This window comes from Pseudomonas sp. SMV7 (assembly GCF_052041995.1).
GTDB lineage: Bacteria > Pseudomonadota > Gammaproteobacteria > Pseudomonadales > Pseudomonadaceae > Aquipseudomonas.
In genome coordinates, this window is record NZ_JBKGGT010000003.1 from 70,600 (window position 1) to 93,380 (window position 22,781).

The window sequence follows — 22,781 nt, forward strand, 5'->3', positions numbered from 1 at the left end:
CCAGTACAGGCGAACTTACTGCTGGTGAGCCGGCGCAGCCTGCCCATGCTTGGCCACTTCCCGGCTGTTGCCATAGCGGAAGATGTCCAGGCCTTCGGCACTGATCTGCGGTTTCTTGCGCGCAATCAGGTCGGCCAGCAAGCGACCGGAGCCGCACGCCATGGTCCAGCCCAAGGTACCGTGGCCGGTGTTCAGGAACAGATTGCGGAACGCCGTGGCACCGACGATCGGCGTACCGTCCGGGGTCGCCGGGCGCAGGCCGGTCCAGAAGCTGGCCTGGCTCAGGTCACCGCCGCGAGGATAAAGGTCGTTGACGATCATCTCCAGCGTTTCGCGCCGACGCGGGTTCAGCGACAGGTCAAAACCGGAGATTTCAGCCATGCCGCCAACCCGGATACGGTTGTCGAAACGGGTGATCGCGACTTTGTAGGTCTCGTCGAGGATGGTCGACGTCGGGGCCATGTCGGCGTTGGTGATCGGCACGGTCAGCGAGTAGCCCTTCAGCGGATACACCGGGGCCTTGATGCCCAGCGGCTTGAGCATCTGCGGCGAGTAGCTGCCCAGCGCCAGCACGTAGCGGTCGGCGGTTTCCAGCTTGCCATCGATCCACACGCCATTGATGCGGTCGCCGGCGAAGTCCAGGCGCTGGATATCCTGGCCGAAGCGGAACTCCACGCCCAGCTTGGTGGCCATGTCGGCCAGCTTGGTGGTGAACAGCTGGCAATCGCCGGTCTGGTCGTTGGGCAAGCGCAGGGCACCGGCCAGGATGTCTTTGACGCCAGCCAGGGCCGGCTCGACACGGGCAATGCCGTCGCGATCGAGCAGCTCGTAAGGCACGCCGGACTGCTCGAGCACGGCAATGTCCTTGGCAGCGGCGTCTACCTGGGCCTGGGTCCGGAACAGCTGGGTGGTGCCCAGGCTGCGGTTTTCATAGGCGATGCCGGTTTCGGCGCGCAGCTCGTCGAGGCAATCGCGGCTGTACTCGGACAGGCGCACCATGCGCTCCTTGTTCACTGCATAACGGCTGGCGGTGCAGTTGCGCAGCATCTGCGCCATCCACAGGTACTGGTCGACGTCGCCGGTGAGCTTGATGGCCAATGGGGCGTGGCGCTCCAGCAGCCATTTGATGGCCTTCAGCGGCACGCCCGGTGCAGCCCAGGGCGAGGCATAGCCGGGCGAGATCTGGCCAGCGTTGGCAAAACTGGTTTCCATGGCCACCGCCGGCTGGCGGTCGACCACAGTCACTTCGAAACCTTGCCGGGCCAGGTAGTAGGCACTGGCGGTTCCGATCACACCGCTACCAAGTACCAGAACTCGCATCGTTTTATTCCTCGCACGCGGCGCACCGCAGTCTTTTGTTGAAATGGCATGGATGCGCGCAGTATAGGAATTTGAAGGCAGTGCAATTCACTATATAAAAGCCTATTATTGGCGAGAATTCTCGGCAAGATCGCCTTTCACGGAGGGGCATCCCCTATGCGAACCCAGCACCAGAGCAAGCGTGAGCTGGACAAGATCGACCGCAACATCCTGCGTATCCTGCAGAACGACGGGCGTATTTCCTTCACCGAACTGGGCGAGAAAGTCGGGCTGTCCACTACCCCTTGCACCGAACGGGTTCGCCGCCTGGAGCGCGAGGGCATCATCATGGGCTACAACGCCCGCCTGAACCCGCAGCACCTCAAGGGCAGCCTGCTGGTGTTCGTGGAAATCAGCCTGGACTACAAGTCGGGGGATACCTTCGAGGAGTTCCGCCGTGCGGTGTTGAAACTGCCACACGTGCTGGAGTGCCACCTGGTTTCGGGCGACTTCGACTACCTGGTGAAGGCGCGCATTTCGGAAATGGCCTCGTACCGCAAGCTGCTTGGCGACATCCTGCTGAAGCTGCCGCATGTGCGCGAATCGAAGAGCTACATCGTGATGGAGGAGGTAAAGGAAAGCCTCTGCCTGCCGATCCCGGACTGAGGCTAGACCAGCACCTGGCGCGTGGTGGCAATGAACTGATGGACCAGTTGCTCGGCGGCAGGGTCGATCATCTGCTCCGGGCCACGGCCCCGCGGGCAGGCCAGGCGCGGGGTGGTGCCGAACAGCCGGCAGATCATCGGCCGCTCTTCATAGACGGTGCAGCCGTTGGGGCCCAGGTGCACGCAATCCAGGCGCTCCAGGGCAGCGTCCTGCTCGGCCTGCGACTTGCGCGGCAGGCGCGCCATTTCTTCCGCCGAGGTGGTGACCGGGCCGCAGCAGTCATGGCAGCCGGGTTCGCACTCGAATGAAGGAATGAGTTCGCGCAGGAAATGGATCTTGTGGCGGTTGCAGGACATGGTTGAATACAAAACAGGGAACCTGGCCGGATTATAGGCTCACCTGGGCCACTCCTACAGCGACGGCGTATGCCAGGCCGGGCGGTTGCCCACCCCAGAGCCCCGGCTTATCCTCCTCCCCTTGCCCATCAGCTTCAGGACCGAGCCAATGATCCACAGCGCGCAGCACGCCGCCTCCTACTACGCCGCCAGCAGCGCGCCCCACCCTGATCACTCTTTCCTGCAAGGCGAGCACAGCGCCGATGTGTGCATCGTCGGTGGTGGCTATTCAGGCCTGAACACCGCCATCGAACTGGCCGAGCGCGGCTTCTCGGTCATCCTGCTGGAAGCTCGCAAGCTCGGTTGGGGCGCCAGTGGGCGCAATGGCGGGCAACTGATCCGCGGTGTCGGCCATGGCCTGGAGCAGTTCGTCCCGGTGATCGGTGAGGAAGGCGTACGCAGCATGAAGCTGATGGGCCTGGAGGCGGTGCAGATCGTCCGTGAGCGGATCGAGCAACATGCCATCGCCTGCGACCTGACCTGGGGCTACTGCGACCTGGCCAACAAACCGGCCGAGTTGCCGGGTTTTGCCGAAGACGCCGAGGAATTGCGCAGCCTGGGCTACGCCCATGAGCTACGCCTGGTCGGCAAGGACGATATCCACAGCGTGGTCGGCGCCGACTGCTATGCGGGCGGGCTGATCGACATGGGCTCGGGGCACCTGCACCCGCTCAACCTGGCCCTGGGTGAAGCGGCCGTGGCCAGCCGACTGGGCGTCAAGCTGTTCGAACAGTCCGAGGTCACCCGCATCGACTATGGCCCTGAAGTGCAGGTACATACCGCCCAGGGCCGGGTGCGGGCCAAGACCTTGGTCCTGTGCTGCAATGCCTACCACAACAACCTCAACCGCGAACTGGGCGGCAAGGTACTGCCGGCAGGCAGCTACATCATCGCCACCGAGCCGCTAGGCGAAGAACGTGCCCGCGCACTGTTGCCGCAGAACATGGCGGTGTGTGACCAACGGGTAGCCCTGGACTATTACCGCCTGTCCGCCGACCACCGCCTGCTGTTCGGCGGTGCCTGCCATTATTCGGGGCGTGACCCCAAGGACATTGCCGCCTACATGCGGCCGAAGATGCTCAAGGTATTTCCGCAACTGGCCGATGTCCGCATCGAATACCAGTGGGGCGGCATGATCGGCATCGGCGCCAACCGCCTGCCACAGGTTGGCCGCCTGGCCAGCCAGCCGAATGTCTATTACGCCCAGGCCTACTCCGGCCATGGGCTGAACGCCACACACCTGGCTGCGCGACTGCTGGGCGAGGCCATCAGCGGTCAGGAGAGCGGGCGCTTCGACCTGTTCGCCAAGGTGCCGCACCTCACCTTCCCCGGCGGCCAGCACCTGCGCTCTCCGTTGCTGGCATTGGGGATGCTGTGGCATCGCCTGAAAGAGCTGATCTGAAAGCGTAGGCGTGGCCCGCGCGACACCTGCCTGATCAGTCTTTCCAGAAGGGTTTGCGCCCTTCTGTACGCGCCTGCTCCCAGCTCAGCCCGACGTCACGCAACTCATCGTCAGTCAGCTGCAGCAGCGCCCTGCGGGTATGCCAGCGATGCAGCATCAGCCCCCAACGCCCCAACCCTTGCGGCGCGTTGAACACCTTGGCCTGCTGCCCGGCTTCCAGTTCCCTGGCCAACAGTTGCAAGCGCACATCGCTCATGCCACCCATCGCTGCATCCTCCGCTCGATTGATACCGTGGAGAAAGCATGCGCGCTACAAGCACCGGCAATACAGATCCAATACAGGCCTATTATTCCCATACAGAATTGGCCGCCGGCCAACTGAATGCTGTATTTTCGATGCAACTGTACCGGTCGCTATGCCAATGCAGCACAGGAGTATGCCGTGACCCTCTACCTGAACCTCGCCGAGCTGCTTGGCGCCCGTATCGAGCAGGGCCTCTACCGTCCCGGCCAGCGCCTGCCATCGGTGCGCGCCCTGAGCGTGGAGCACGGGGTCAGCCTGAGCACCGTGCAGCAGGCCTATCGCATGCTGGAGGACAGCGGCATGGTCTCGCCGCGGCCCAAGTCCGGCTACTTCGTCAGCAACCTTCGCCAGTTGCCCGCTCTCCCCGCTGTCAGCCGCCCGGCCCAGCGCCCGGTGGACATTTCGCAGTGGGAGCAGGTGCTGGAGCTGGTACGCAGCACGCCGCGCCAGGATGTCGTCCAGCTCGGTCGCGGCATGCCCGACATCGACAGCCCCACCCTCAAGCCCCTGCTGCGCAGCCTCGCCCAGCTGAGCAGAAGGCAGGACATGCCAGGCCTGTACTACGACAACATCCACGGCAACCTCGCCCTGCGCGAACAGGTAGCGCGGCTGATGCTCGATTCTGGCTGCCGCCTGGGCCCGGCCGACCTGGTGGTGACCACTGGCTGCCATGAGGCGTTGTCGTGCAGCATTCGTGCAGTCTGTGAGCCCGGCGACATCGTCGCAGTCGACTCGCCGAGCTTCCATGGCGCCATGCAGACCCTCAAGGGCCTGGGCATGAAAGCCCTGGAAATTCCCACCGACCCGGTCACCGGTATCAGCCTGGAGGCGCTGGAGCTGGCCCTGGAGCAGTGGCCGATCAAGCTCATCCAGATCACCCCCAGCTGCAACAACCCACTCGGCTACATCATGCCTGAAGCCCGCAAGAAGGCCCTGCTGAGCCTGGCCCAGCGCTACGACGTGGCCATTCTGGAGGACGATGTCTACGGCGACCTGGCCTATACCTACCCGCGCCCGCGCACGCTCAAGTCCTTTGACGACGATGGCCGCGTGCTGCTGTGCAGCTCGTTCTCCAAGACCCTGGCCCCCGGCCTGCGCATCGGCTGGGTGGCACCCGGGCGTTACCTGGAGCGGGTGCTGCACATGAAATACATCAGCACCGGCAGCACCGCCAGCCAACCGCAGCTGGCAATTGCCGACTTCATCGCTGCCGGGCATTACCAGCCCCATGTACGGCGTATGCGCAGCCAGTACCAGCGTGGCCGCGACCTGATGAGCGACTGGGTGACCCGCTACTTCCCGGCGGGCACGCGGGTCAGCCGGCCCCAGGGTGGTTTCATGCTGTGGGTGGAACTACCCGAACATTTCGACACGTTGCGGCTGAACCGCGCTTTACTGGAACAAGGCGTGCAGGTAGCCGTGGGCAGCATCTTCTCGGCCTCGGGCAAATTCCGCCACTGCCTGCGCATGAACTTCGCCGCGCGGCCGACACCGCAGGTCGAAGCTGCAGTGCGCAAGGTCGGTGAAACCGCCCTTCGTCTACTGGATGAAGAAAACGCTGGCGCGTAACTTTGCGCCGCCCGCTACGGTCCAACCCTTCAAGCCTTCGTTGCACAGGACGATCCACCCTTGAGACCCCAGCGAGCCCTGCCTCTGCTGCTGGTGCTACTGCTCGGCCTTGCCGGCTGTGCCAGCGTCGGCGCGCCCCGCGAAACCAGCCAGGCGCTGCCTGCCAACGACTCGGCCTTCGGCCGTTCGGTCCTGCGCCAGGCCGCGCCCTACAGCGGCCGCTCGGGCTTTCGCCTGCTGCCCAACAGCAACGAGGCGTTCCGCGCCCGCGCCGAACTGATCCGCAACGCCCAGGCGAGCATCGACCTGCAGTACTACATCGTTCACGACGGCCTCAGCACCCGCGCCCTGGTACATGAACTGCTGCGCGCGGCCGACCGTGGCGTGCGCATACGCATCCTGCTCGACGACACCACCAGCGACGGCCTGGACACCATCATGGGCACCCTCGATGCCCACCCGAACATTCACATCCGTGTGTTCAACCCGCTGCACCTGGGCCGTAGTACTGGCGTGACGCGCGCCGTGGGCCGCCTGTTCAACCTGTCGCGCCAGCACCGACGCATGCACAACAAGCTGTTCCTGGTGGACAACAGCATGGCCATCGTCGGCGGGCGCAACCTGGGTGACGAGTATTTCGACGCCGAACCCAACCTCAATTTCACCGACATCGACCTGCTCGGGGTAGGCCCGATCGCCGAACAACTGGGGCATAGCTTCGACCAGTACTGGAACAGTGCCCTCAGCCGGCCGATTACCGACTTCCTCTGGCACGACCCGGATGCCAGCGACCTGCGCGCCAGCCGCCAGCGCCTGGAAGTATCGCTGGCCGAAGCCAGGACCCAACGCAAAGCCCTGTATGACCGCTTGATGGCCTACCAGTCACAGCCGCGCCTGGATGTGTGGCGCAACGAACTGATCTGGGCCCACGCCCAGGCACTCTGGGATGCGCCGAGCAAGGTACTGGCCGACGACGAACCGGACCCGCAACTGTTGCTGAGCCAGCAACTGGCGCCGGACCTGGCCAACGTGCACCGCGAACTAATTCTGATGTCGGCATATTTCGTGCCGCGCGAGCCGGGCCTGCTATACCTGACCGGTCGTGCCGACGCTGGTACTTCGGTGAAGCTGCTGACCAACTCGCTGGAAGCCACCGACGTGCCGGCGGTGCACGGTGGCTATGCGCCCTACCGCCGGGCCTTGCTTGAGCACGGTGTGCAGCTTTACGAACTGCGTCGACAACCCGGTGACCCCAGCGCCGGGCGTTTGAGCTACCACGGCAGCTCGGATTCGAGCCTGCATACCAAGGCGATCGTGTTCGACCGACGCAAGACCTTCATCGGCTCGTTCAACTTCGACCCACGTTCGGTGCTGTGGAATACCGAGGTCGGCGTGCTGGTGGACAGCCCGGAACTGGCCGAGTACACGCGCGAGCTGGCCCATCAGGGTATGGCGCCTGCGTTGAGCTACCAGGTGAAGCTGGTGGGCGACAAACTGGTGTGGGTGACCGAGGACAATGGCCAGCGGCACATGCTGACTTCCGAGCCGGGCGGAATATGGCGGCGCTTCAATGCCTGGATCAGCAAGGCGGTCGGGCTGGAGAAGATGTTGTAACCGGACTTGGGGCTGCTTGACAGCCCCAGGCATCCATCAAGCCGATGCAGGCTCGAAAGCCCCGCGCCGCCGGGTCAACACCACCAACCCCGCAGCTCCCAGCGCCATCAGCCACGGCAGCGCGTGCCCACTGAGCCACTGGCTTCCTGCCCCTGCCAGCAATGGCCCGAGCAGGCAGCCAATACCCCACAGTTGTGCCACATGGGCATTGGCCCGCACCAGTTCATCATCGCGGTAGCGCTCGCCGATCAACACCAGCGACAAGGTGAACAAACCCCCGGCACTGGCCCCGAACAACACCCACAGCGGCCAGATCAGCGGCGTTTGCAACAGCAGCGGAATGACCAGGCTGGACACCAGCAAGGTCACCGCACAGCCAGTGAACAAGGCACGTCGCGACATACGGTCGGCCAGTGCGCCAATAGGCAGCTGCAACACCGCATCGCCCACCACCACGGTACTGACCATGAACAGGGCAATTTCGGTACTGAAGCCCTGCTGCAGGCAATACACCGGCAGCAAGGTCAGGATCATCGCCTCGAACGAGGCGAACAGGGCGATGGCCCAGGCAATCACCGGCAAACGCCGGCAGAAGGCGAACAGGTCGCTGAAGGTGACACTGCAGGCTTCGGTGCTCGGTGCGCCGCCACGCCCCAGGAGAATCAGCGGTGCCACCACCAGCAAGGCGGTGGCGGCCCAGAAGCCAAAGTCATCATCGGAGCCGAGAAAGCCGAGCACCAACGGCCCGGCCAGCTGGCTGAGGGCATAGCTGCTGCCATACAGCGCCACCAGGCGGCCTCGCCACTGCTCGACCACCAACTGGTTGATCCAGCTCTCGCCGAGAATGAACACCACGGTCAGCGACATGCCGATCAGCAGGCGCAAGAACAGCCACAGCGGATAACTGGGCAGCAAGGCGACCAGGCCGATCGACAGCGCCCCGCCCCACAGGCAAAGGCGCATGGCTGAAGGAACGCCGACCCAGCCGGCCAGGCGGCTGGCCAGGCTGGCGCCGACCAGTACACCCAGAGCCGGCATCGCGGCCATCACGCCAATGGCGAAGCTGCCGTAGCCCCACGCCTCCAGGCGCAAGGATACCAACGGCATGCTCACGCCGAGCGCCAGCCCGACGCTGAGCACCGATGCCAGTACGGCGAAGTAGGTCCCCCAACGCATTGCAGCCTCCCAGGCAGAAATTCGAACAGCAGAAACGACGAAGCCGGGCAGCGTGAGCCTGCCCGGCTATCGTTGGGGCTGCCGTGCAGCCCCCCCCTGGGATTACAGCTTGATCCAGGTCGCCTTCAGCTCGGTGTACTTCTCCAGCGCGTGCAGCGACTTGTCACGGCCGTTGCCCGACTGCTTGAAGCCACCGAACGGCGCGGTCATGTCGCCGCCATCGTACTGGTTGACCCAGACGCTGCCAGCGCGTACGGCACGAGCCGTCTTGTGCGCCTTGGAGATGTCCGAGGTCCAGATACCAGCCGCCAGGCCATACGGCGTGTCGTTGGCGATAGCCACGGCCTCTTCGGCGGTATCGAAGGCGATCACCGACAGTACCGGGCCGAAGATCTCTTCCTGGGCGATCTTCATGGCATTGGTCACGCCGTCGAAGATGGTCGGCTCGACATAGGTGCCGCCGGTCTCTTCCAGGGTGCGCTTGCCGCCAGCCAGCAGCTTGGCGCCGTCCTTGTGACCGGCCTCGATGTACGACAGCACGGTGTTCATCTGCTGGGTATCGACCAGGGCACCGACAGTGGTCTGTGGGTCCAGCGGGTTACCCGGCTTCCAGCCTTTCAGGGCCTCGACCACCATGGGCAGGAACTTGTCCTTGATCGAACGTTCGACCAGCAGGCGCGAACCTGCGGTGCACACTTCACCCTGGTTGAAGGCGATGGCACTGGCTGCGGCTTCGGCTGCGGCCTGCAGGTCCGGGGCGTCGGCGAAGACGATGTTCGGGCTCTTGCCACCCGCCTCCAGCCAGATGCGCTTCATGTTCGATTCGCCGGCATAGACCATCAGCTGCTTGGCAATCTTGGTCGAGCCGGTGAACACCAGGGTATCGACATCCATGTGCAGGGCCAGGGCCTTGCCCACAGTGTGGCCGTAGCCTGGCAGCACGTTCAATACGCCTGCCGGGATACCGGCTTCGATGGCCAGTTGGGCGATACGGATGGCGGTCAGCGGCGATTTCTCGGACGGCTTGAGCACCACCGAGTTACCGGTGGCCAGGGCCGGGCCAAGCTTCCAGCAGGCCATCAGCAGCGGGAAGTTCCACGGTACGATGGCACCGACCACGCCCACTGGCTCGCGGGTGACCAGGCCAAGCTGGTCATGCGGGGTCGGGGCGACTTCGTCGTAGACCTTGTCGATCGCTTCGGCGGTCCAGTGGATGGCATTGGCAGCGCCCGGGATGTCGATGCTGGAGGAGTCACCGATCGGCTTGCCCATGTCCAGGGTTTCCAGCAGCGCCAGTTCTTCGACGTTCTTGCGCAGCAGGTCGGCGAAGCGGATCAGCTTGGCCTTGCGCTTGGCCGGGGCCAGTTGCGACCACACGCCGGAGTTGAAGGTGGCACGGGCGTTTTCCACAGCGCGGTTGGCGTCGGCCAGGTCGCAGCTGGCAACCTTGGCCAGGAAGCGTCCGTCGACCGGGCTCAGGCACTCGAAGGTTTCACCGGATGCGGCATCGGTGTATTCGCCGTTGATGAAGGCACGGCCTTCGATCTTCAGTTGCTGGGCACGCTGTTCCCAGTCCGCACGAGTCAGGGTGGTCATACGAAACTCCTCCTCTTGTTTAGGTGCAACGCCGCACTGAGGACTCGCAGGCGTTGTCAGAATTCTGGCCGGGCGACGAGCGCACACTGGCAGGCAATACCCTAAACCAGGCCGGGCAAACTATCAATATATTTGACACAGAAGCCTCAAAAGCCTACTGATGTGCATTTTATTAAACAAAAACAGGAGCCGAACCATGAGCATTGCCAGCATCATCGACTTCGCCCAGGTCATCACCGAGGCCGAACGCTACCGCCCCGCGGCGGAAAAAATCCTCAAGGGCGAGCCGGACCAGGCGGTCTATAACCACTATTCCAGCCCGTGCGGGCAGTTTGCCGCCGGGGTATGGGAAGGCGAAGTGGGGCAGTGGACAGTGAACTACACCGAGCATGAATACTGCGAGATCGTCCAGGGCGTGTCGGTGCTGCGCGACCAGGATGGCGGCGCCAAGACCCTGCGCGCCGGTGACCGGTTCGTGATCCCGGCTGGCTTCAAGGGCACCTGGGAGGTGCTGGAGCCTTGCCGCAAGATTTATGTGATGTTCGAGCAGAAATAAGACCCCGGGGGCTGCTTGGCAGCCCCGGTTTCTGCAGGCATAAAAAAACCCGCCTCCTTTCGGAAGCGGGTTTTTTCAGGTCGCCGATCAATTACTTGATCTTGGCTTCCTTGTACACCACGTGCTTGCGAACAACCGGATCGTATTTCTTGATCTCGATTTTGTCCGGAGTGGTGCGCTTGTTCTTGTCGGTGGTGTAGAAGTGGCCAGTGCCAGCACTCGAAACCAGACGGATCAATTCACGCATGACGTTCTCCTTAGAACTTTTCGCCGCGAGCGCGCAGCTCGGCCAGCACTACGTCGATACCACGCTTGTCAATGACGCGCATGCCTTTGGCGGATACGCGCAGACGCACGAAACGCTTCTCGGACTCAACCCAGAAACGGTGGTGCTGCAGGTTCGGCAGGAAACGACGACGGGTTTTGTTGTTTGCGTGGGAAATGTTGTTCCCGGTTACTGGACCCTTACCAGTAACTTGACAGACTCTCGACATGACTCAGCCCTCTAAAACCACATGCCCAACCCGGCATGGGTTGGCCGCTTAATCTCTCAGTCTTTGGCGCCTGGGCGCCGTGATTCTGGAGGTCTTACCGACCGGATACGCTGACGCGACAGGCCGAGCCCCTAGAAAAGAGCGCTGCTTTATACCAGAAAGACTTGGCCACAACAACAGAAGATACATTTCCGGCGCCGGCCAAGCGCGCCCGGCCAGCATAGCGGCAGGCCCCGCCAGCCGTCGACCGCTCGTCGCCAGTTTTGTAAAAAAGGGTGTGGTCATTTCCCGACAGGCGCACTAGGGTAGGCCTTTTCCAGACTGCACTGGCAGATGGGCCACTGACAGCCAAGGAGCCACCATGCGTGCCGCCGCCCTTTCCTTATTGTTCAACTCCGTGTTCGCCGCCAGCGCCCTGTTCGCCGCTGGCGTTGCCCTGGCCGCCCCGCTGAGCGTCTGCAGCGAGGCCAGCCCCGAAGGCTTCGACGTGGTGCAGTACAACTCGCTGACTACCACCAACGCCACCGCCGACGTGCTGATGAACCGGCTGGTGGAGTTCGATGCGCAGCAAGGCAAGGTGGTGCCGAGCCTGGCGGCCAGCTGGACGGTATCGGCCGACGGCCTGGTCTATGACTTCACCCTGCGCAATGACGTGAAATTCCACACCACCGCCTACTTCAAGCCCAGCCGGGACCTGAACGCCGACGATGTGCTGTTCAGCTTCCAGCGCATGCTCTACCCCGCGCATCCCTGGCACAAGACCGCACCGGGGGGTTACCCACATGCCCAATCGCTGCAACTGGGCAGCCTGATCAAGGCGATCGAGGCACCGGCGCCGAACACCGTGCGCTTCACCCTCAACCACCCGGACGCCACGTTCCTCGCCACCTTGAGCATGGGCTTCGCCTCGATCTACTCCGCCGAATATGCCGACAAGCTGCTCAAGGCCGGCACACCGGAGAAGCTCAACAGCCAGCCGATCGGCACCGGGCCATTCGTGTTCCAGCGCTTTCAGAAAGACGCCGTGGTGCGCTACCGCGCCAACCCTGACTATTTCGCCGGAAAGCCGGCGGTCGACCCGCTGATCTTCGCCATTACCACGGACGCCAACGTCCGCTTGCAGAAGCTCAAGCGCGACGAATGCCAGGTGGCCTTGTCGCCCAAGCCGCTGGACATTGCCGAAGCCGGCAAGGATGGCAATCTCAAGGTGGCCACTACCCCGGCCTTCATGACGGCCTTCGTCGCCATCAACAGCCAGCACCCGCCACTGGACAAGCCCGAGGTGCGTCAGGCCATCAACCTGGCCTTCGACAAGCAGGCCTACCTCAAGGCGGTGTTCGAGGATTCCGCGGTGGCCGCCAATGGCCCCTACCCACCAAACACCTGGAGTTACGCCAAAGACCTGCCCGGCTACCCGCTGGACCTGAAGAAAGCCAAGGCCCTGCTGACCAAGGCTGGCCTGGCGGAAGGCTTCAGCACCACGATCTGGACCCGCCCGTCGGGCAGCCTGCTCAACCCCAACCCCAGCCTCGGTGCACAGATGCTGCAGGCCGACCTGGCCAAGGTTGGTATCAAGGCAGAAATCCGTGTGATCGAGTGGGGCGAGCTGATCCGCCGCGCCAAGGCCGGCGAGCATGACTTGCTGTTCATGGGTTGGGCAGGTGACAACGGCGACCCGGACAATTTCCTCAGCCCGCAGTTTTCCTGCGCGGCGGTGCAGTCCGGGACCAACTTCGCGCGCTTTTGCGAAAGCCGCCTGGACCAGCTGATCAGCGCCGGCCGCACAACCAATGACCAGAGCGTGCGCAGCCGGCTGTACCAGCAGGCGCAAACGTTGATCCAGCAGCAGGCGCTGTGGGTGCCATTGGCGCACCCGACGGCGGCGACCCTGCTGCGCCGGGATGTCGAGGGATACCAGGTGAGCCCGTTCGGGCGGCTGGATTTCAGCAAGGTCTCAGTGACCAAGTAAACCTGCACCGGTCTCTTCGCGGGCTCGCCCGCTCCCACAGTGACAGCACAACACTCAAGGTTGGTGCGATACCTGTGGGAGCGGGCGAGCCCGCGAAGAGGCCGGGACAGGCTGCACAAGTGCCTAAGCCACCATCCACCCATGCTCGACCATCGAAAGCGGCTCGCCGTCGCCAATGATGATGTGGTCCAGTACCCGCACATCGATCAATGCCAGCCCGCGCTTCAACGACAGGGTCAGATGCACATCGTCCTGGCTCGGCTCACTGTTGCCCGAAGGATGGTTATGGCAAAGGATCAACGCCGCCGCGTTATGCAGCAAGGCACGCCGCACCACCTCTCGCGGGTAGACACTGGCCCGGTCGATCGTGCCCCGGAACAGGATCTCGAACGCCAACGGCCTGTGCTTGGTATCGAGAAACAGGCAGCCGAACACCTCACTGACTTCATGTCGCAGCATGGCTTTCAAATAGCGCCGCACCGTTTCCGGGCTGTCCATGGCAGACTCACGTTCGATCGAAGTTGCAAGGTGCCTGCGCCCGATCTCGAGCAACGCCTGCAACTGGCTGTACCTCACCGGGCCCAGCCCCAGCTCGCCGACGAAAGCCTCACGATCAGCCTCCAGCAATTGGCGCAAGCTACCGAACTTCACCAGCAATCCTCGCGACAGCTCCACGACATTGCGCCCGCGCACGCCCGAGCCGAGAAAGACAGCCAGCAACTCCGCATCTGTCAGGCTACCGGCCCCGCGCTGCAGCAATTTCTCCCTCGGCCGCTCTTCAGCCGGCCACTCCCTGATATTCATCCTGTCCCTTTACCCTTGCTGCGGCCGATTTCGGCCCTGTGTTAATCTATTTCGCCTCGTACATGCGACGTTCTGCCGCAGGCATTACCAAACGTCGTCGCCCGCTCTCACTGGAAAAAGGCAAGCCTATGCAGCGGCTGTATCGCAAGCGCATCGTTCTCGGCGTGGGTGGCGGCATTGCCGCCTACAAAAGCGCCGAACTGATTCGCCGACTCCTGGAGCACGGCGCGCAGGTGCGCGTCGTCATGACCCGTGGTGGTGCAGAGTTCATCACCCCGCTGACCCTGCAGGCGCTGTCAGGCCACCCGGTGCACATGGACCTGCTCGACCCGGCGGCCGAAGCGGCCATGGGCCATATCGAACTGGCCAAGTGGGCCGACCTGGTACTCATCGCCCCGGCCACCGCCGACCTCATGGCGCGTATGGCCCAAGGCATGGCCGATGACCTGCTGACCACCCTGGTGCTGGCCACCGACGCCACCGTCGCCGTAGCCCCGGCGATGAACCAGGCCATGTGGCGCGACCCGGCCACCCAGGCCAACCTCGAGCTGCTCAAGAGCCGCGGTATCCAGGTATTCGGCCCGGCCTCCGGCAGCCAGGCCTGTGGCGACGTAGGCCTGGGCCGCATGCTCGAAGCCACCGACCTGGCCTGGTGCGCCGCGGAAAGCTTCAAGCGCCAGGCATTGACCGGCAAGCACGTGCTGATCACCGCCGGCCCGACCCAGGAAAACATCGACCCGGTGCGCTACATCACCAATCATAGCTCCGGCAAGATGGGCTTCGCCCTGGCCGAAGCCGCCGCAGAAGCCGGGGCCCGGGTCACCCTCGTCACCGGCCCGGTGCACCTGGCAACCCCCGACCGGGTCAGCCGCATCGACGTGGTCAGTGCGCGGGACATGCTCGCCGCCTGTGAAGCGGCCATGCCGTGCGACCTGTTCATCGCCTCGGCGGCGGTTGCGGACTACCGCCCGGAAGTCGTTGCCACGCAGAAACTCAAGAAGGATCCTACGACCGGCGACGGCATGCTGCTGCAGATGGTGCGCAATCCCGATATCCTTGCCACCCTCGCTGGCCGCGCCGACCGCCCGTTCAGCGTCGGCTTCGCCGCCGAAACCGAACACTTGCTCGATTACGCCACGCGCAAGCTCAAGGACAAGAACCTCGACCTGATCGTCGCCAATGATGTGGCCAACCCCAGCATCGGCTTCAACAGCGAGGAAAACGCCTTGACCGTGATCGACCGCCAGCAGCACCAGACCCTCTTCGCGCAGACCAGCAAAGGCAAGATCGCCCGGCAACTGGTCGCCTTCATCGCCGAACGGCTCAATCAGGTTCAGTAAGTTACATGCACGCTCTTCAAGCCAAGATCCTCGACCCACGTCTGGGCAGCGAATTCCCGCTGCCGACCTACGCCACCCCCGGCTCCGCCGGCCTCGACCTGCGCGCCCTGCTCAAGCAAGACACCGTCATCGAGCCGGGCCAGACCCTGCTGATCCCTACCGGCCTGTCGATCTACATCGGCGACCCGGGCCTGGCGGCGGTGATCCTGCCGCGCTCGGGCCTGGGTCACAAGCACGGCATCGTGCTCGGCAACCTGGTCGGCCTGATCGACTCGGACTACCAGGGCGAGCTGATGGTGTCGTGCTGGAACCGTGGCAACACCCCGTTCACCATCGCGGTGGGCGAACGTATCGCCCAACTGGTACTGGTACCGGTGGTACAGGCCCATTTCGACATTGTCGAAGCGTTCGATGAAAGCCAGCGCGGTGCTGGCGGTTTCGGCCACTCTGGCAGCCACTGAGCCGACAGATGACCGTTCAGGCCAAGGATGGCGAACTCTCTGGCAAAACCACCGTCCAAGCGTTCAGTTTGCGCCTGCCCAGTAAGCCTTTGACTAATGGAGCTTCCAGAGATGAACGACATGGCCCACCTGGTACCCGCAGCACTGCCAGACAGCATTTTCCGCGCGTATGACATCCGCGGCGTAGTCGGCAAGACCCTTCACGCCGAAACCGCCTACTGGATCGGCCGCGCCATCGGCGCACAGAGCCTGGCCCAGGGCGAACCGCAGGTTTCGGTTGGCCGCGATGGCCGCCTGTCCGGCCCGATGCTGGTAAAAGAGCTGATCAAGGGCCTGGCCGACGCCGGTTGCCACGTCAGTGATGTCGGCCTGGTGCCCACCCCGGCCCTGTACTACGCGGCCAACGTGCTGGCTGGCAAGTCCGGGGTGATGCTCACCGGCAGCCACAACCCGTCGGACTACAACGGTTTCAAGATCGTCATTGCGGGCGACACCCTGGCCAACGAACAGATCCAGGCCCTGCTGACGCGCCTGAAAACCAACAACCTGAGCCGCGCCGATGGCCGCGTGGAAAAGGTCGAGATCCTTGACCGTTACTTCCAGCAGATTGTCGATGACGTGAAGCTGGCGAAAAAGCTCAAGGTGGTGGTGGATTGCGGCAACGGTGCCGCTGGCGTGATCGCACCGCAACTGATCGAGGCCCTGGGCTGCGAGGTGATCCCGCTGTTCTGCGAGGTCGACGGCAACTTCCCCAACCACCACCCGGACCCGGGCAAGCCGGAAAACCTTGAGGACCTGATCGCCAAGGTCAAGGAAACCGGCGCCGACATCGGCCTGGCCTTCGACGGTGACGGCGACCGCGTCGGCGTGGTGACCAATACCGGCAGCATCGTCTATCCCGACCGCCTGCTGATGCTGTTTGCCCAGGACGTGCTGTCGCGTAACCCGGGTGCCGAGATCATCTTCGACGTCAAATGCACCCGCCGCCTGACCCCGCTGATCGAACAGCACGGCGGCCGCGCACTGATGTGGAAGACCGGCCATTCGCTGATCAAGAAGAAGATGAAACAGACCGGCTCGCTGCTGGCGGGCGAGATGAGTGGTCATATCTTCATCAAGGAACGCTGGTACGGTTTCGATGACGGCATCTACAGCGCCGCGCGACTGCTGGAGATCCTCAGCAAGGCCGGGCAGAGTGCCGAAAACCTGTTCGCCGCCTTCCCGAACGATATTTCCACGCCGGAAATCAATATTGATGTGACCGACGAGGGTAAATTCAGCATCATTGAAGCACTGCAACGCGACGCCGACTGGGGCGAAGCCAACCTGACCACCATCGACGGTGTGCGGGTGGACTACGCCCACGGCTGGGGCCTGGTTCGCGCCTCCAACACCACCCCGGTGCTGGTGCTGCGCTTCGAGGCCGACAGCGACGCCGAATTGCAACGTATCAAGGATGTTTTCCGTGCCCAGTTGCTGCGGGTAGAGCCTAAGCTGCAACTGCCGTTCTGACCGACTATCTGTTCCTTACAGGAGCCCTGCATGACCCTCGATCGCGATGCCGCTTCCCATGTAGCCGAGGTTTTGTCCGAAGCACTGCCTTACATTCGCCGCTTTGTCGGCAAGACCCTGGTGATCAAGTACGGCGGCAACGCGATGGAGAGCGAGGAGCTCAAGACCGGCTTCGCCCGTGACATCGTGCTGATGAAGGCGGTAGGCATCAACCCGGTGGTGGTCCACGGTGGTGGCCCGCAGATCGGCGACCTGCTCAAGCGCCTGTCGATCGAAAGCCATTTCATCGATGGCATGCGTGTCACCGATGCGGCGACCATGGATGTCGTGGAGATGGTACTGGGTGGCCAGGTCAACAAGGACATCGTCAACCTGATCAACCGCCACGGCGGCAGCGCCATCGGCCTGACCGGCAAGGACGCGGAGCTGATCCGCGCGCGCAAGCTGACCGTCAGCCGCAAGACGCCAGAGATGACCACCCCGGAAATCATCGACATCGGTCATGTGGGTGAGGTGGTGAGTGTGAACACCGACCTGCTGAACATGCTGGTCAAGGGTGACTTCATCCCGGTGATCGCGCCAATCGGTGTGGGCGCCGACGGTGAGTCGTACAACATCAACGCCGACCTGGTGGCGGGCAAGGTGGCCGAGGCACTGAAGGCCGAGAAGCTCATGCTGCTGACCAACATCGCCGGCCTGATGGACAAGCAGGGCCAGGTACTGACCGGCCTGACCACCGAGCAGGTCAATGAACTGATCGCCGACGGCACCATCTACGGTGGCATGCTGCCGAAGATCAAGTGCGCGCTGGATGCGGTGCAGGGTGGCGTGAACAGCTCGCACATCATCGACGGCCGTGTGCCGAATGCGGTGCTGCTGGAGATCTTCACCGACAGCGGCGTGGGTACCCTGATCACCAACCGCAAGCCGCGCTGAGTGATCGGTTAACTTGCAATGACCTCTTCGCGGGCACGCCCGCTCCCACAGGGATAGCGCCAACCCTGTGGGAGCGGGCATGCCCGCGAAGAGGCCGGAACAGGCGACACAAAAAAAGGCGACCTTCACAAGAAGGTCGCCTTTTTCATTTACAGGCCAGGATCAGATCCCGTACTGCGCCCGGTAAGCCTCGACAGCCGGCAGGTGCTGCTTCAGCTGCGGGTCATCGGCGAGGAATTCCAGCACCTGGGTCAACGAAACAATGCTGACAACCGGGATCCCGAAATCACGCTCCACTTCCTGGATCGCCGACAGTTCGCCATTGCCACGCTCTTCGCGGTTCAGCGCGATCAGCACGCCGGCGGCCTTGGCCTGCTGGGCGTTGATGATCTGCATGACTTCACGGATAGCCGTACCGGCGGTGATCACGTCGTCGATGATCAACACTTCACCAGCCAGCGGTGCGCCAACCAGGCTGCCACCTTCGCCGTGGTCCTTGGCTTCCTTGCGGTTGAAGCACCATGGCACGTCGAGCTGGTGCTGCTCGGCCAGGGCTACGGCAGTCGCTGCCGCCAGCGGGATACCTTTGTAGGCTGGGCCAAACAGCACGTCGAACGGGATCTTGCTGTCGACGATGGCCGCCGCATAGCAACGGCCCAGCTGGGCCAGGGCAGAACCGCTGTTGAACAGGCCGGCATTGAAGAAATACGGGCTGGTACGCCCCGATTTCAAGGTAAATTCACCGAAACGCAGTACCCCACGGTCGATGGCAAAACGGATGAAGTCGCGCTGATACGGCTGCATGAATAGTCCCGGACACCACGGATTTAGCTAAATGGGTTGAGCTCGGGTATCATACACGCACGAGATTTTTGGGGCCATTTATGCGGATCATCAGTGTGAACGTAAATGGCATTCAGGCTGCGGCCGAGCGTGGTTTGCTCAGCTGGCTGCAAGCCCAGAATGCCGACGTCATCTGCCTTCAGGATACCCGCGCCTCGGCCTTTGAACTCGATGACCCAGCTTTCCAGCTCGATGGCTATTTCCTTTATGCCTGCGACGCGGAGGTGCCTGCCCAAGGGGGTGTGGCCCTGTATTCGCGGATGCAGCCCAAGGCAGTCATCACCGGCCTGGGCTTCGAGACAGCCGACCGCTACGGGCGTTACCTGCAAGCAGATTTCGACAAAGTCAGTATTGCCAGCCTGCTGCTGCCTTCGGGTATGAACGGCGACGAAGACTTGAACCAGAAGTTCAAGTTGATGGACGACTTCGCCAAGTACCTGGACAAACAGCGTCGCAAGCGTCGTGAATACATCTACTGCGGCTCGTTCTACGTGGCGCAGCAGAAGCTCGACATCAAGAACTGGCGTGACAGCCAGCAGTCGCCGGGCTTCCTGGCGCCGGAGCGCGCCTGGATGGATGCGATCACCGGCGAGATGGGTTACGTCGATGCCCTGCGCGAAGTCAGCCGTGAAGGCGACCAGTACAGCTGGTGGCCGGACAACGAGCAGGCCGAGATGCTCAACCTGGGCTACCGGTTCGACTACCAGATCCTCACGCCGGGCCTGCGCCGCTTCGTGCGCAATGCCCGCCTGCCGCGTCAGCCGCGCTTCTCCCAGCATGCGCCGCTGATTGTCGACTATGACTGGACGTTGACCATCTGAAAGGCTTGGGGCCGCTTTACGGCCCTGTCACGACACAAGGCCGCTGCTGCAAGGGTTATGCATTCCCCTGCAGCAGCGGCCTTGTGTCGCGATAGGGCTGCAAGGCAGCCCCAGCTTTACTTGATCGGCCGCCAGATCATCGGGTAGCGATACGGCTTGCCTTCATTGGCCCGCACCGCCGCAATGATGATCAGCACCAGCACCGCCACCATCAGCATGGCGAACAGCATCAGCCCGATGAACACGAACATCAGCAGGAAGCAGATGAACCCGGCAATGGTCACGCTGATCTGGAAGTTCAGCGCCTCCTTGCCCTGGGCATCGATGAAAGGGTCTTGCTCGCGCTTGAGGTGCCACAGCACCAGCGGGCCCAGCAGGTGCCCGAGCGGCACCACCAGGCCCAGCAGCGCAGAAAGGTGACAGAACATCGCCCATTGCCGGACCTCGGCATTGGGCGGGGTGATCGACAGGTTGGAATCGCTCATGCCCCGCACCTCCCAGGCTGGCTTCAGTCGGCCAGCGCGGCCTGTTGCAGCTCGAAGATTTCAGCCATGCCCTTCTGTGCCAGGGCCAGCATCGCATTGAAGTCCTCAGGCTGGAAGGGCGCGCCTTCGGCGGTACCCTGCACTTCGATGAAACCACCGGCGCTGGTCATGACCACGTTCAGGTCGGTTTCGGCCGCAGAGTCTTCCAGGTAGTCCAGGTCGAGCACGGCTTCGCCCTGGTACATGCCCACCGATACGGCGGCAATCATGTGCTTCAGCGGGTTGCCGGCCTTCAGGCCGCCGCGCTTCTTGATCACCGCCAGGGCATCGCACAGGGCGACCATGGCACCGGTGATGGATGCAGTGCGGGTACCGCCATCGGCCTGAATCACGTCGCAGTCGATGTACAGGGTGATGTCGCCAAGCTTGCTCATGTCCAGCGCGGCGCGCAGCGAACGGCCGATCAGACGCTGGATTTCCAGGGTGCGGCCACCCTGCTTGCCACGGCTGGCTTCACGCTGGTTACGCTCGCCGGTGGAACGCGGCAGCATGCCGTACTCGGCGGTCAGCCAGCCCTGGCCCTGGCCCTTGAGGAAGCGGGGGACACCGTTCTCCACGCTGACCGTGCAGATGACCTTGGTGTCACCGAACTCGACCAGTACCGACCCTTCGGCGTGCTTGGTGTAGTTGCGGGTGATGCGGATCGAGCGGAGCTGATCGGCGGCGCGACCACTTGGACGTTTCATCTGGGATACCTGTACTGGGACTTTGAATCTGCCGAGCATTATAGAGCCCGCGGCCCGGGGAGGACATGCCTATTGTCGTGCGCGGCGCTGCCCGTCGCCTTTTCCTGCTGCCACAGCTGCCCCTCGGTAACATGGGTGGATTGGGCGCAAAGGCGCCACTGCGCTACAATCCTGCGCCTTGCAGCCGAGAGGCTCCCACCGTTCATTCATCTACGCGAGGTACTCCCATGGTGCACAGCATGACCGCTTTTGCTCGTGTCGAGCGCGCCGGCAGCCAAGGCACCCTGGTCTGGGAGCTGCGTTCGGTCAACCACCGTTACCTGGAGCCGCACCTGCGCCTGCCCGAAGCCCTGCGCGACCTTGAAGGCGGCGTGCGTGAAGGTCTGCGCCAGGGCCTGTCGCGGGGCAAGGTGGAGTGTACCTTGCGCCTCAACGAAGACAGCAATGGCAAACCGCTGAAGGTAGACCGCGAACGCGCCGCGCAACTGGTCGCTGCCGCCGAGGAAGTGGCCGGCCTGATCAAGCAACCGGCACCGCTGAACCCACTGGAAGTGTTGTCGTGGCCAGGCGTGCTGGTGGCCGACGCCAGCGACCCGCAAGCCTTGAATGCCGAAGCCATGGCCCTCTTCGACGAAGCGCTGGTCGAGCTCAAGGCCGGGCGCCAGCGAGAAGGCCAGGAACTGGCCCGGCTGATCAACGAACGCCTGGACCAGATGGCCAGCGAAGTCACCACCCTGCGCGCCCTGGTGCCGCAGATGCTGGCAGCACAGCGGCAGAAGATCCTCGACCGCTTCGGCGACCTGCAGGCCGAACTTGACCCGCAGCGCCTGGAGCAGGAACTGGTGCTGCTGGCGCAGAAGAGCGACGTGGCCGAAGAACTCGACCGCCTGAGCACCCACGTTACCGAGGTGCGTCGGGTGCTCAAGGGCGGCGGCGCTGCCGGCCGGCGCCTGGACTTCCTGATGCAGGAACTCAACCGCGAGGCCAACACCCTCGGCTCCAAGGCCTTCGACCCACGCAGCACGCAAGCGGCGGTCAACCTGAAGGTACTGATCGAACAGATGCGTGAACAAGTACAGAACATCGAGTAAGGCCACCCCGACCATGAACCACAGCAGCGGCACCCTCTACATCGTTTCGGCCCCTTCGGGCGCCGGCAAGACCAGCTTGGTCACCGCCCTGACCAAGGACGACCAGCAAATCCGCGTCTCGGTCTCGCACACTACCCGCGCCATGCGCCCGGGCGAGCAGCACGGGGTGAACTATCACTTCGTCAGCCATGACGAGTTCAAGGCGTTGATCGCCAAGGGTGATTTCCTCGAGCACGCCGAAGTGTTCGGCAATTACTACGGTACTTCGCGCAGTGCGCTGCAAGAGGTGCTGGACCAGGGCCTGGACCTGATCCTGGAAATCGACTGGCAAGGTGCACAACAGGTGCGCAAGCTGATGCCCGAGGCTTTGTCGGTGTTCATCCTGCCGCCAAGCCAGCAGGCCCTGCGCCAGCGCCTGGACGGTCGTGGGCAGGACAGCGAAGAGATCATCGCCGGGCGCATGAAGGAAGCGGTCAGCGAGATGGTGCACTACGACGAATACGACTACGTGATCATCAATGATGACTTCGACGTGGCGCTGGAGGATCTGAAAGCGGTGTTCCGCTCCAATCGCCTGCGGCTGGAGAAGCAGCAACAGCGCCATGCGGCTTTGCTGAAGCAAATGATCGGCTGAAAATCGATGGGGCCTCTTCGAGGCCCTATCGCGACACAAGGCCGCTCCCACATCTGATGGCGTACGCC

23 protein-coding genes and 1 pseudogene are annotated in these 22,781 nt (G+C 63.2%); 13 read left to right on the forward strand and 11 right to left on the reverse strand.

What is annotated here, in order from left to right:
* Window positions 1-15 precede the first annotated feature (15 nt).
* Window positions 16-1,320, reverse strand: a complete 1,305-nt coding sequence (dadA, locus tag ACLEJP_RS05040) for a D-amino acid dehydrogenase (protein ID WP_440804750.1) — start codon at window positions 1,318-1,320, stop codon at window positions 16-18.
* A gap of 156 nt (window positions 1,321-1,476) precedes the next feature.
* Between dadA and dadR the strand changes: the two genes are divergently transcribed.
* Window positions 1,477-1,965 (forward strand): transcriptional regulator DadR, encoded by a 489-nt coding sequence (gene dadR / locus ACLEJP_RS05045; RefSeq protein WP_003258963.1) that lies wholly within the window; start codon window positions 1,477-1,479, stop codon window positions 1,963-1,965.
* 2 nt (window positions 1,966-1,967) lie between these two features.
* On the opposite strand, the gene ACLEJP_RS05050 is transcribed toward dadR, so the two are convergent.
* The gene (locus ACLEJP_RS05050; protein ID WP_186684038.1) at window positions 1,968-2,321 is read right to left on the reverse strand and encodes a YkgJ family cysteine cluster protein; all 354 of its coding nucleotides are present in this window, start codon (window positions 2,319-2,321) and stop codon (window positions 1,968-1,970) included.
* 148 nt (window positions 2,322-2,469) lie between these two features.
* Between ACLEJP_RS05050 and ACLEJP_RS05055 the strand changes: the two genes are divergently transcribed.
* Window positions 2,470-3,762, forward strand: a complete 1,293-nt coding sequence (locus ACLEJP_RS05055; protein WP_440804751.1) for an NAD(P)/FAD-dependent oxidoreductase — start codon at window positions 2,470-2,472, stop codon at window positions 3,760-3,762.
* 34 nt (window positions 3,763-3,796) lie between these two features.
* Here the strand turns inward: ACLEJP_RS05055 and ACLEJP_RS05060 are convergent, their stop codons facing one another.
* Window positions 3,797-4,027, reverse strand: coding sequence for a DUF1127 domain-containing protein (locus ACLEJP_RS05060; protein ID WP_296235016.1), 231 nt, complete (start codon window positions 4,025-4,027; stop codon window positions 3,797-3,799).
* Between the two features lie 177 nt (window positions 4,028-4,204).
* On the opposite strand from ACLEJP_RS05060, the gene ACLEJP_RS05065 reads away from it, so the two are divergent.
* Window positions 4,205-5,635: an aminotransferase-like domain-containing protein gene (locus tag ACLEJP_RS05065; protein WP_225779751.1), complete on the forward strand. Its 1,431-nt coding sequence runs from the start codon at window positions 4,205-4,207 to the stop codon at window positions 5,633-5,635.
* A gap of 60 nt (window positions 5,636-5,695) precedes the next feature.
* A complete protein-coding gene (locus tag ACLEJP_RS05070) occupies window positions 5,696-7,249 on the forward strand; it encodes a phospholipase D family protein (RefSeq protein WP_440804752.1) in 1,554 nt (517 codons plus the stop codon).
* A gap of 36 nt (window positions 7,250-7,285) precedes the next feature.
* On the opposite strand, the gene ACLEJP_RS05075 is transcribed toward ACLEJP_RS05070, so the two are convergent.
* Together ACLEJP_RS05075 and ACLEJP_RS05080 are read right to left on the reverse strand one after the other, a co-directional pair.
* Window positions 7,286-8,425 (reverse strand): MFS transporter, encoded by a 1,140-nt coding sequence (locus ACLEJP_RS05075; protein ID WP_440804753.1) that lies wholly within the window; start codon window positions 8,423-8,425, stop codon window positions 7,286-7,288.
* Between the two features lie 102 nt (window positions 8,426-8,527).
* Complete coding sequence (locus ACLEJP_RS05080; protein WP_186671873.1) at window positions 8,528-10,021, reverse strand: aldehyde dehydrogenase; 1,494 nt, start codon at window positions 10,019-10,021, stop codon at window positions 8,528-8,530.
* Window positions 10,022-10,217: 196 nt separating this feature from the next.
* Between ACLEJP_RS05080 and ACLEJP_RS05085 the strand changes: the two genes are divergently transcribed.
* Entirely contained in the window at window positions 10,218-10,577 is a 360-nt protein-coding gene (locus tag ACLEJP_RS05085; protein WP_112249410.1) for a cupin domain-containing protein, read from the forward strand.
* 91 nt (window positions 10,578-10,668) lie between these two features.
* On the opposite strand, the gene rpmG is transcribed toward ACLEJP_RS05085, so the two are convergent.
* Entirely contained in the window at window positions 10,669-10,824 is a 156-nt protein-coding gene (rpmG, locus tag ACLEJP_RS05090) for a 50S ribosomal protein L33 (protein WP_003253507.1), read from the reverse strand.
* A gap of 10 nt (window positions 10,825-10,834) precedes the next feature.
* A complete protein-coding gene (gene rpmB, locus ACLEJP_RS05095; RefSeq protein WP_003258972.1) occupies window positions 10,835-11,071 on the reverse strand; it encodes a 50S ribosomal protein L28 in 237 nt (78 codons plus the stop codon).
* Between the two features lie 361 nt (window positions 11,072-11,432).
* Here rpmB and ACLEJP_RS05100 point away from each other — a divergent pair, with 361 nt between their 5' ends.
* Window positions 11,433-13,040: an ABC transporter substrate-binding protein gene (locus ACLEJP_RS05100; protein WP_440804754.1), complete on the forward strand. Its 1,608-nt coding sequence runs from the start codon at window positions 11,433-11,435 to the stop codon at window positions 13,038-13,040.
* Window positions 13,041-13,163: 123 nt separating this feature from the next.
* Here ACLEJP_RS05100 and radC read toward each other — a convergent pair whose 3' ends face one another.
* Window positions 13,164-13,844, reverse strand: a complete 681-nt coding sequence (radC, locus tag ACLEJP_RS05105) for a RadC family protein (RefSeq protein ID WP_440804755.1) — start codon at window positions 13,842-13,844, stop codon at window positions 13,164-13,166.
* Window positions 13,845-13,972: 128 nt separating this feature from the next.
* Between radC and coaBC the strand changes: the two genes are divergently transcribed.
* From coaBC to argB, 4 genes and pseudogenes are all read left to right on the forward strand, one after another.
* Window positions 13,973-15,184 carry a bifunctional phosphopantothenoylcysteine decarboxylase/phosphopantothenate--cysteine ligase CoaBC gene (gene coaBC / locus ACLEJP_RS05110; protein WP_225779756.1) on the forward strand — a complete coding sequence of 404 codons (1,212 nt, stop codon included), beginning with the start codon at window positions 13,973-13,975 and terminating at the stop codon, window positions 15,182-15,184.
* A gap of 5 nt (window positions 15,185-15,189) precedes the next feature.
* Window positions 15,190-15,645: a dUTP diphosphatase gene (dut, locus tag ACLEJP_RS05115; protein ID WP_225779757.1), complete on the forward strand. Its 456-nt coding sequence runs from the start codon at window positions 15,190-15,192 to the stop codon at window positions 15,643-15,645.
* A gap of 144 nt (window positions 15,646-15,789) precedes the next feature.
* Window positions 15,790-17,157, forward strand: a pseudogene (locus ACLEJP_RS05120) (phosphomannomutase/phosphoglucomutase); the annotation flags it as partial.
* 30 nt (window positions 17,158-17,187) lie between these two features.
* Complete coding sequence (gene argB, locus ACLEJP_RS05125; protein WP_170033798.1) at window positions 17,188-18,093, forward strand: acetylglutamate kinase; 906 nt, start codon at window positions 17,188-17,190, stop codon at window positions 18,091-18,093.
* Window positions 18,094-18,255: 162 nt separating this feature from the next.
* On the opposite strand, the gene pyrE is transcribed toward argB, so the two are convergent.
* A complete protein-coding gene (pyrE, locus tag ACLEJP_RS05130; RefSeq protein ID WP_170033799.1) occupies window positions 18,256-18,897 on the reverse strand; it encodes an orotate phosphoribosyltransferase in 642 nt (213 codons plus the stop codon).
* Window positions 18,898-18,977: 80 nt separating this feature from the next.
* Here pyrE and ACLEJP_RS05135 point away from each other — a divergent pair, with 80 nt between their 5' ends.
* Window positions 18,978-19,757, forward strand: coding sequence for an exodeoxyribonuclease III (locus ACLEJP_RS05135; protein ID WP_003253401.1), 780 nt, complete (start codon window positions 18,978-18,980; stop codon window positions 19,755-19,757).
* A 116-nt stretch (window positions 19,758-19,873) separates the two neighbouring features.
* On the opposite strand, the gene ACLEJP_RS05140 is transcribed toward ACLEJP_RS05135, so the two are convergent.
* Together ACLEJP_RS05140 and rph are read right to left on the reverse strand one after the other, a co-directional pair.
* The gene (locus ACLEJP_RS05140) at window positions 19,874-20,242 is read right to left on the reverse strand and encodes a DUF4870 domain-containing protein (protein ID WP_186671858.1); all 369 of its coding nucleotides are present in this window, start codon (window positions 20,240-20,242) and stop codon (window positions 19,874-19,876) included.
* Window positions 20,243-20,265: 23 nt separating this feature from the next.
* A complete protein-coding gene (gene rph / locus ACLEJP_RS05145) occupies window positions 20,266-20,988 on the reverse strand; it encodes a ribonuclease PH (protein ID WP_225779760.1) in 723 nt (240 codons plus the stop codon).
* Window positions 20,989-21,215: 227 nt separating this feature from the next.
* Here rph and ACLEJP_RS05150 point away from each other — a divergent pair, with 227 nt between their 5' ends.
* Both ACLEJP_RS05150 and gmk read left to right on the forward strand, forming a co-directional pair.
* A complete protein-coding gene (locus ACLEJP_RS05150) occupies window positions 21,216-22,079 on the forward strand; it encodes a YicC/YloC family endoribonuclease (protein WP_225779761.1) in 864 nt (287 codons plus the stop codon).
* A gap of 13 nt (window positions 22,080-22,092) precedes the next feature.
* Window positions 22,093-22,713 carry a guanylate kinase gene (gene gmk / locus ACLEJP_RS05155; RefSeq protein WP_440804756.1) on the forward strand — a complete coding sequence of 207 codons (621 nt, stop codon included), beginning with the start codon at window positions 22,093-22,095 and terminating at the stop codon, window positions 22,711-22,713.
* Window positions 22,714-22,781: the final 68 nt, after the last annotated feature.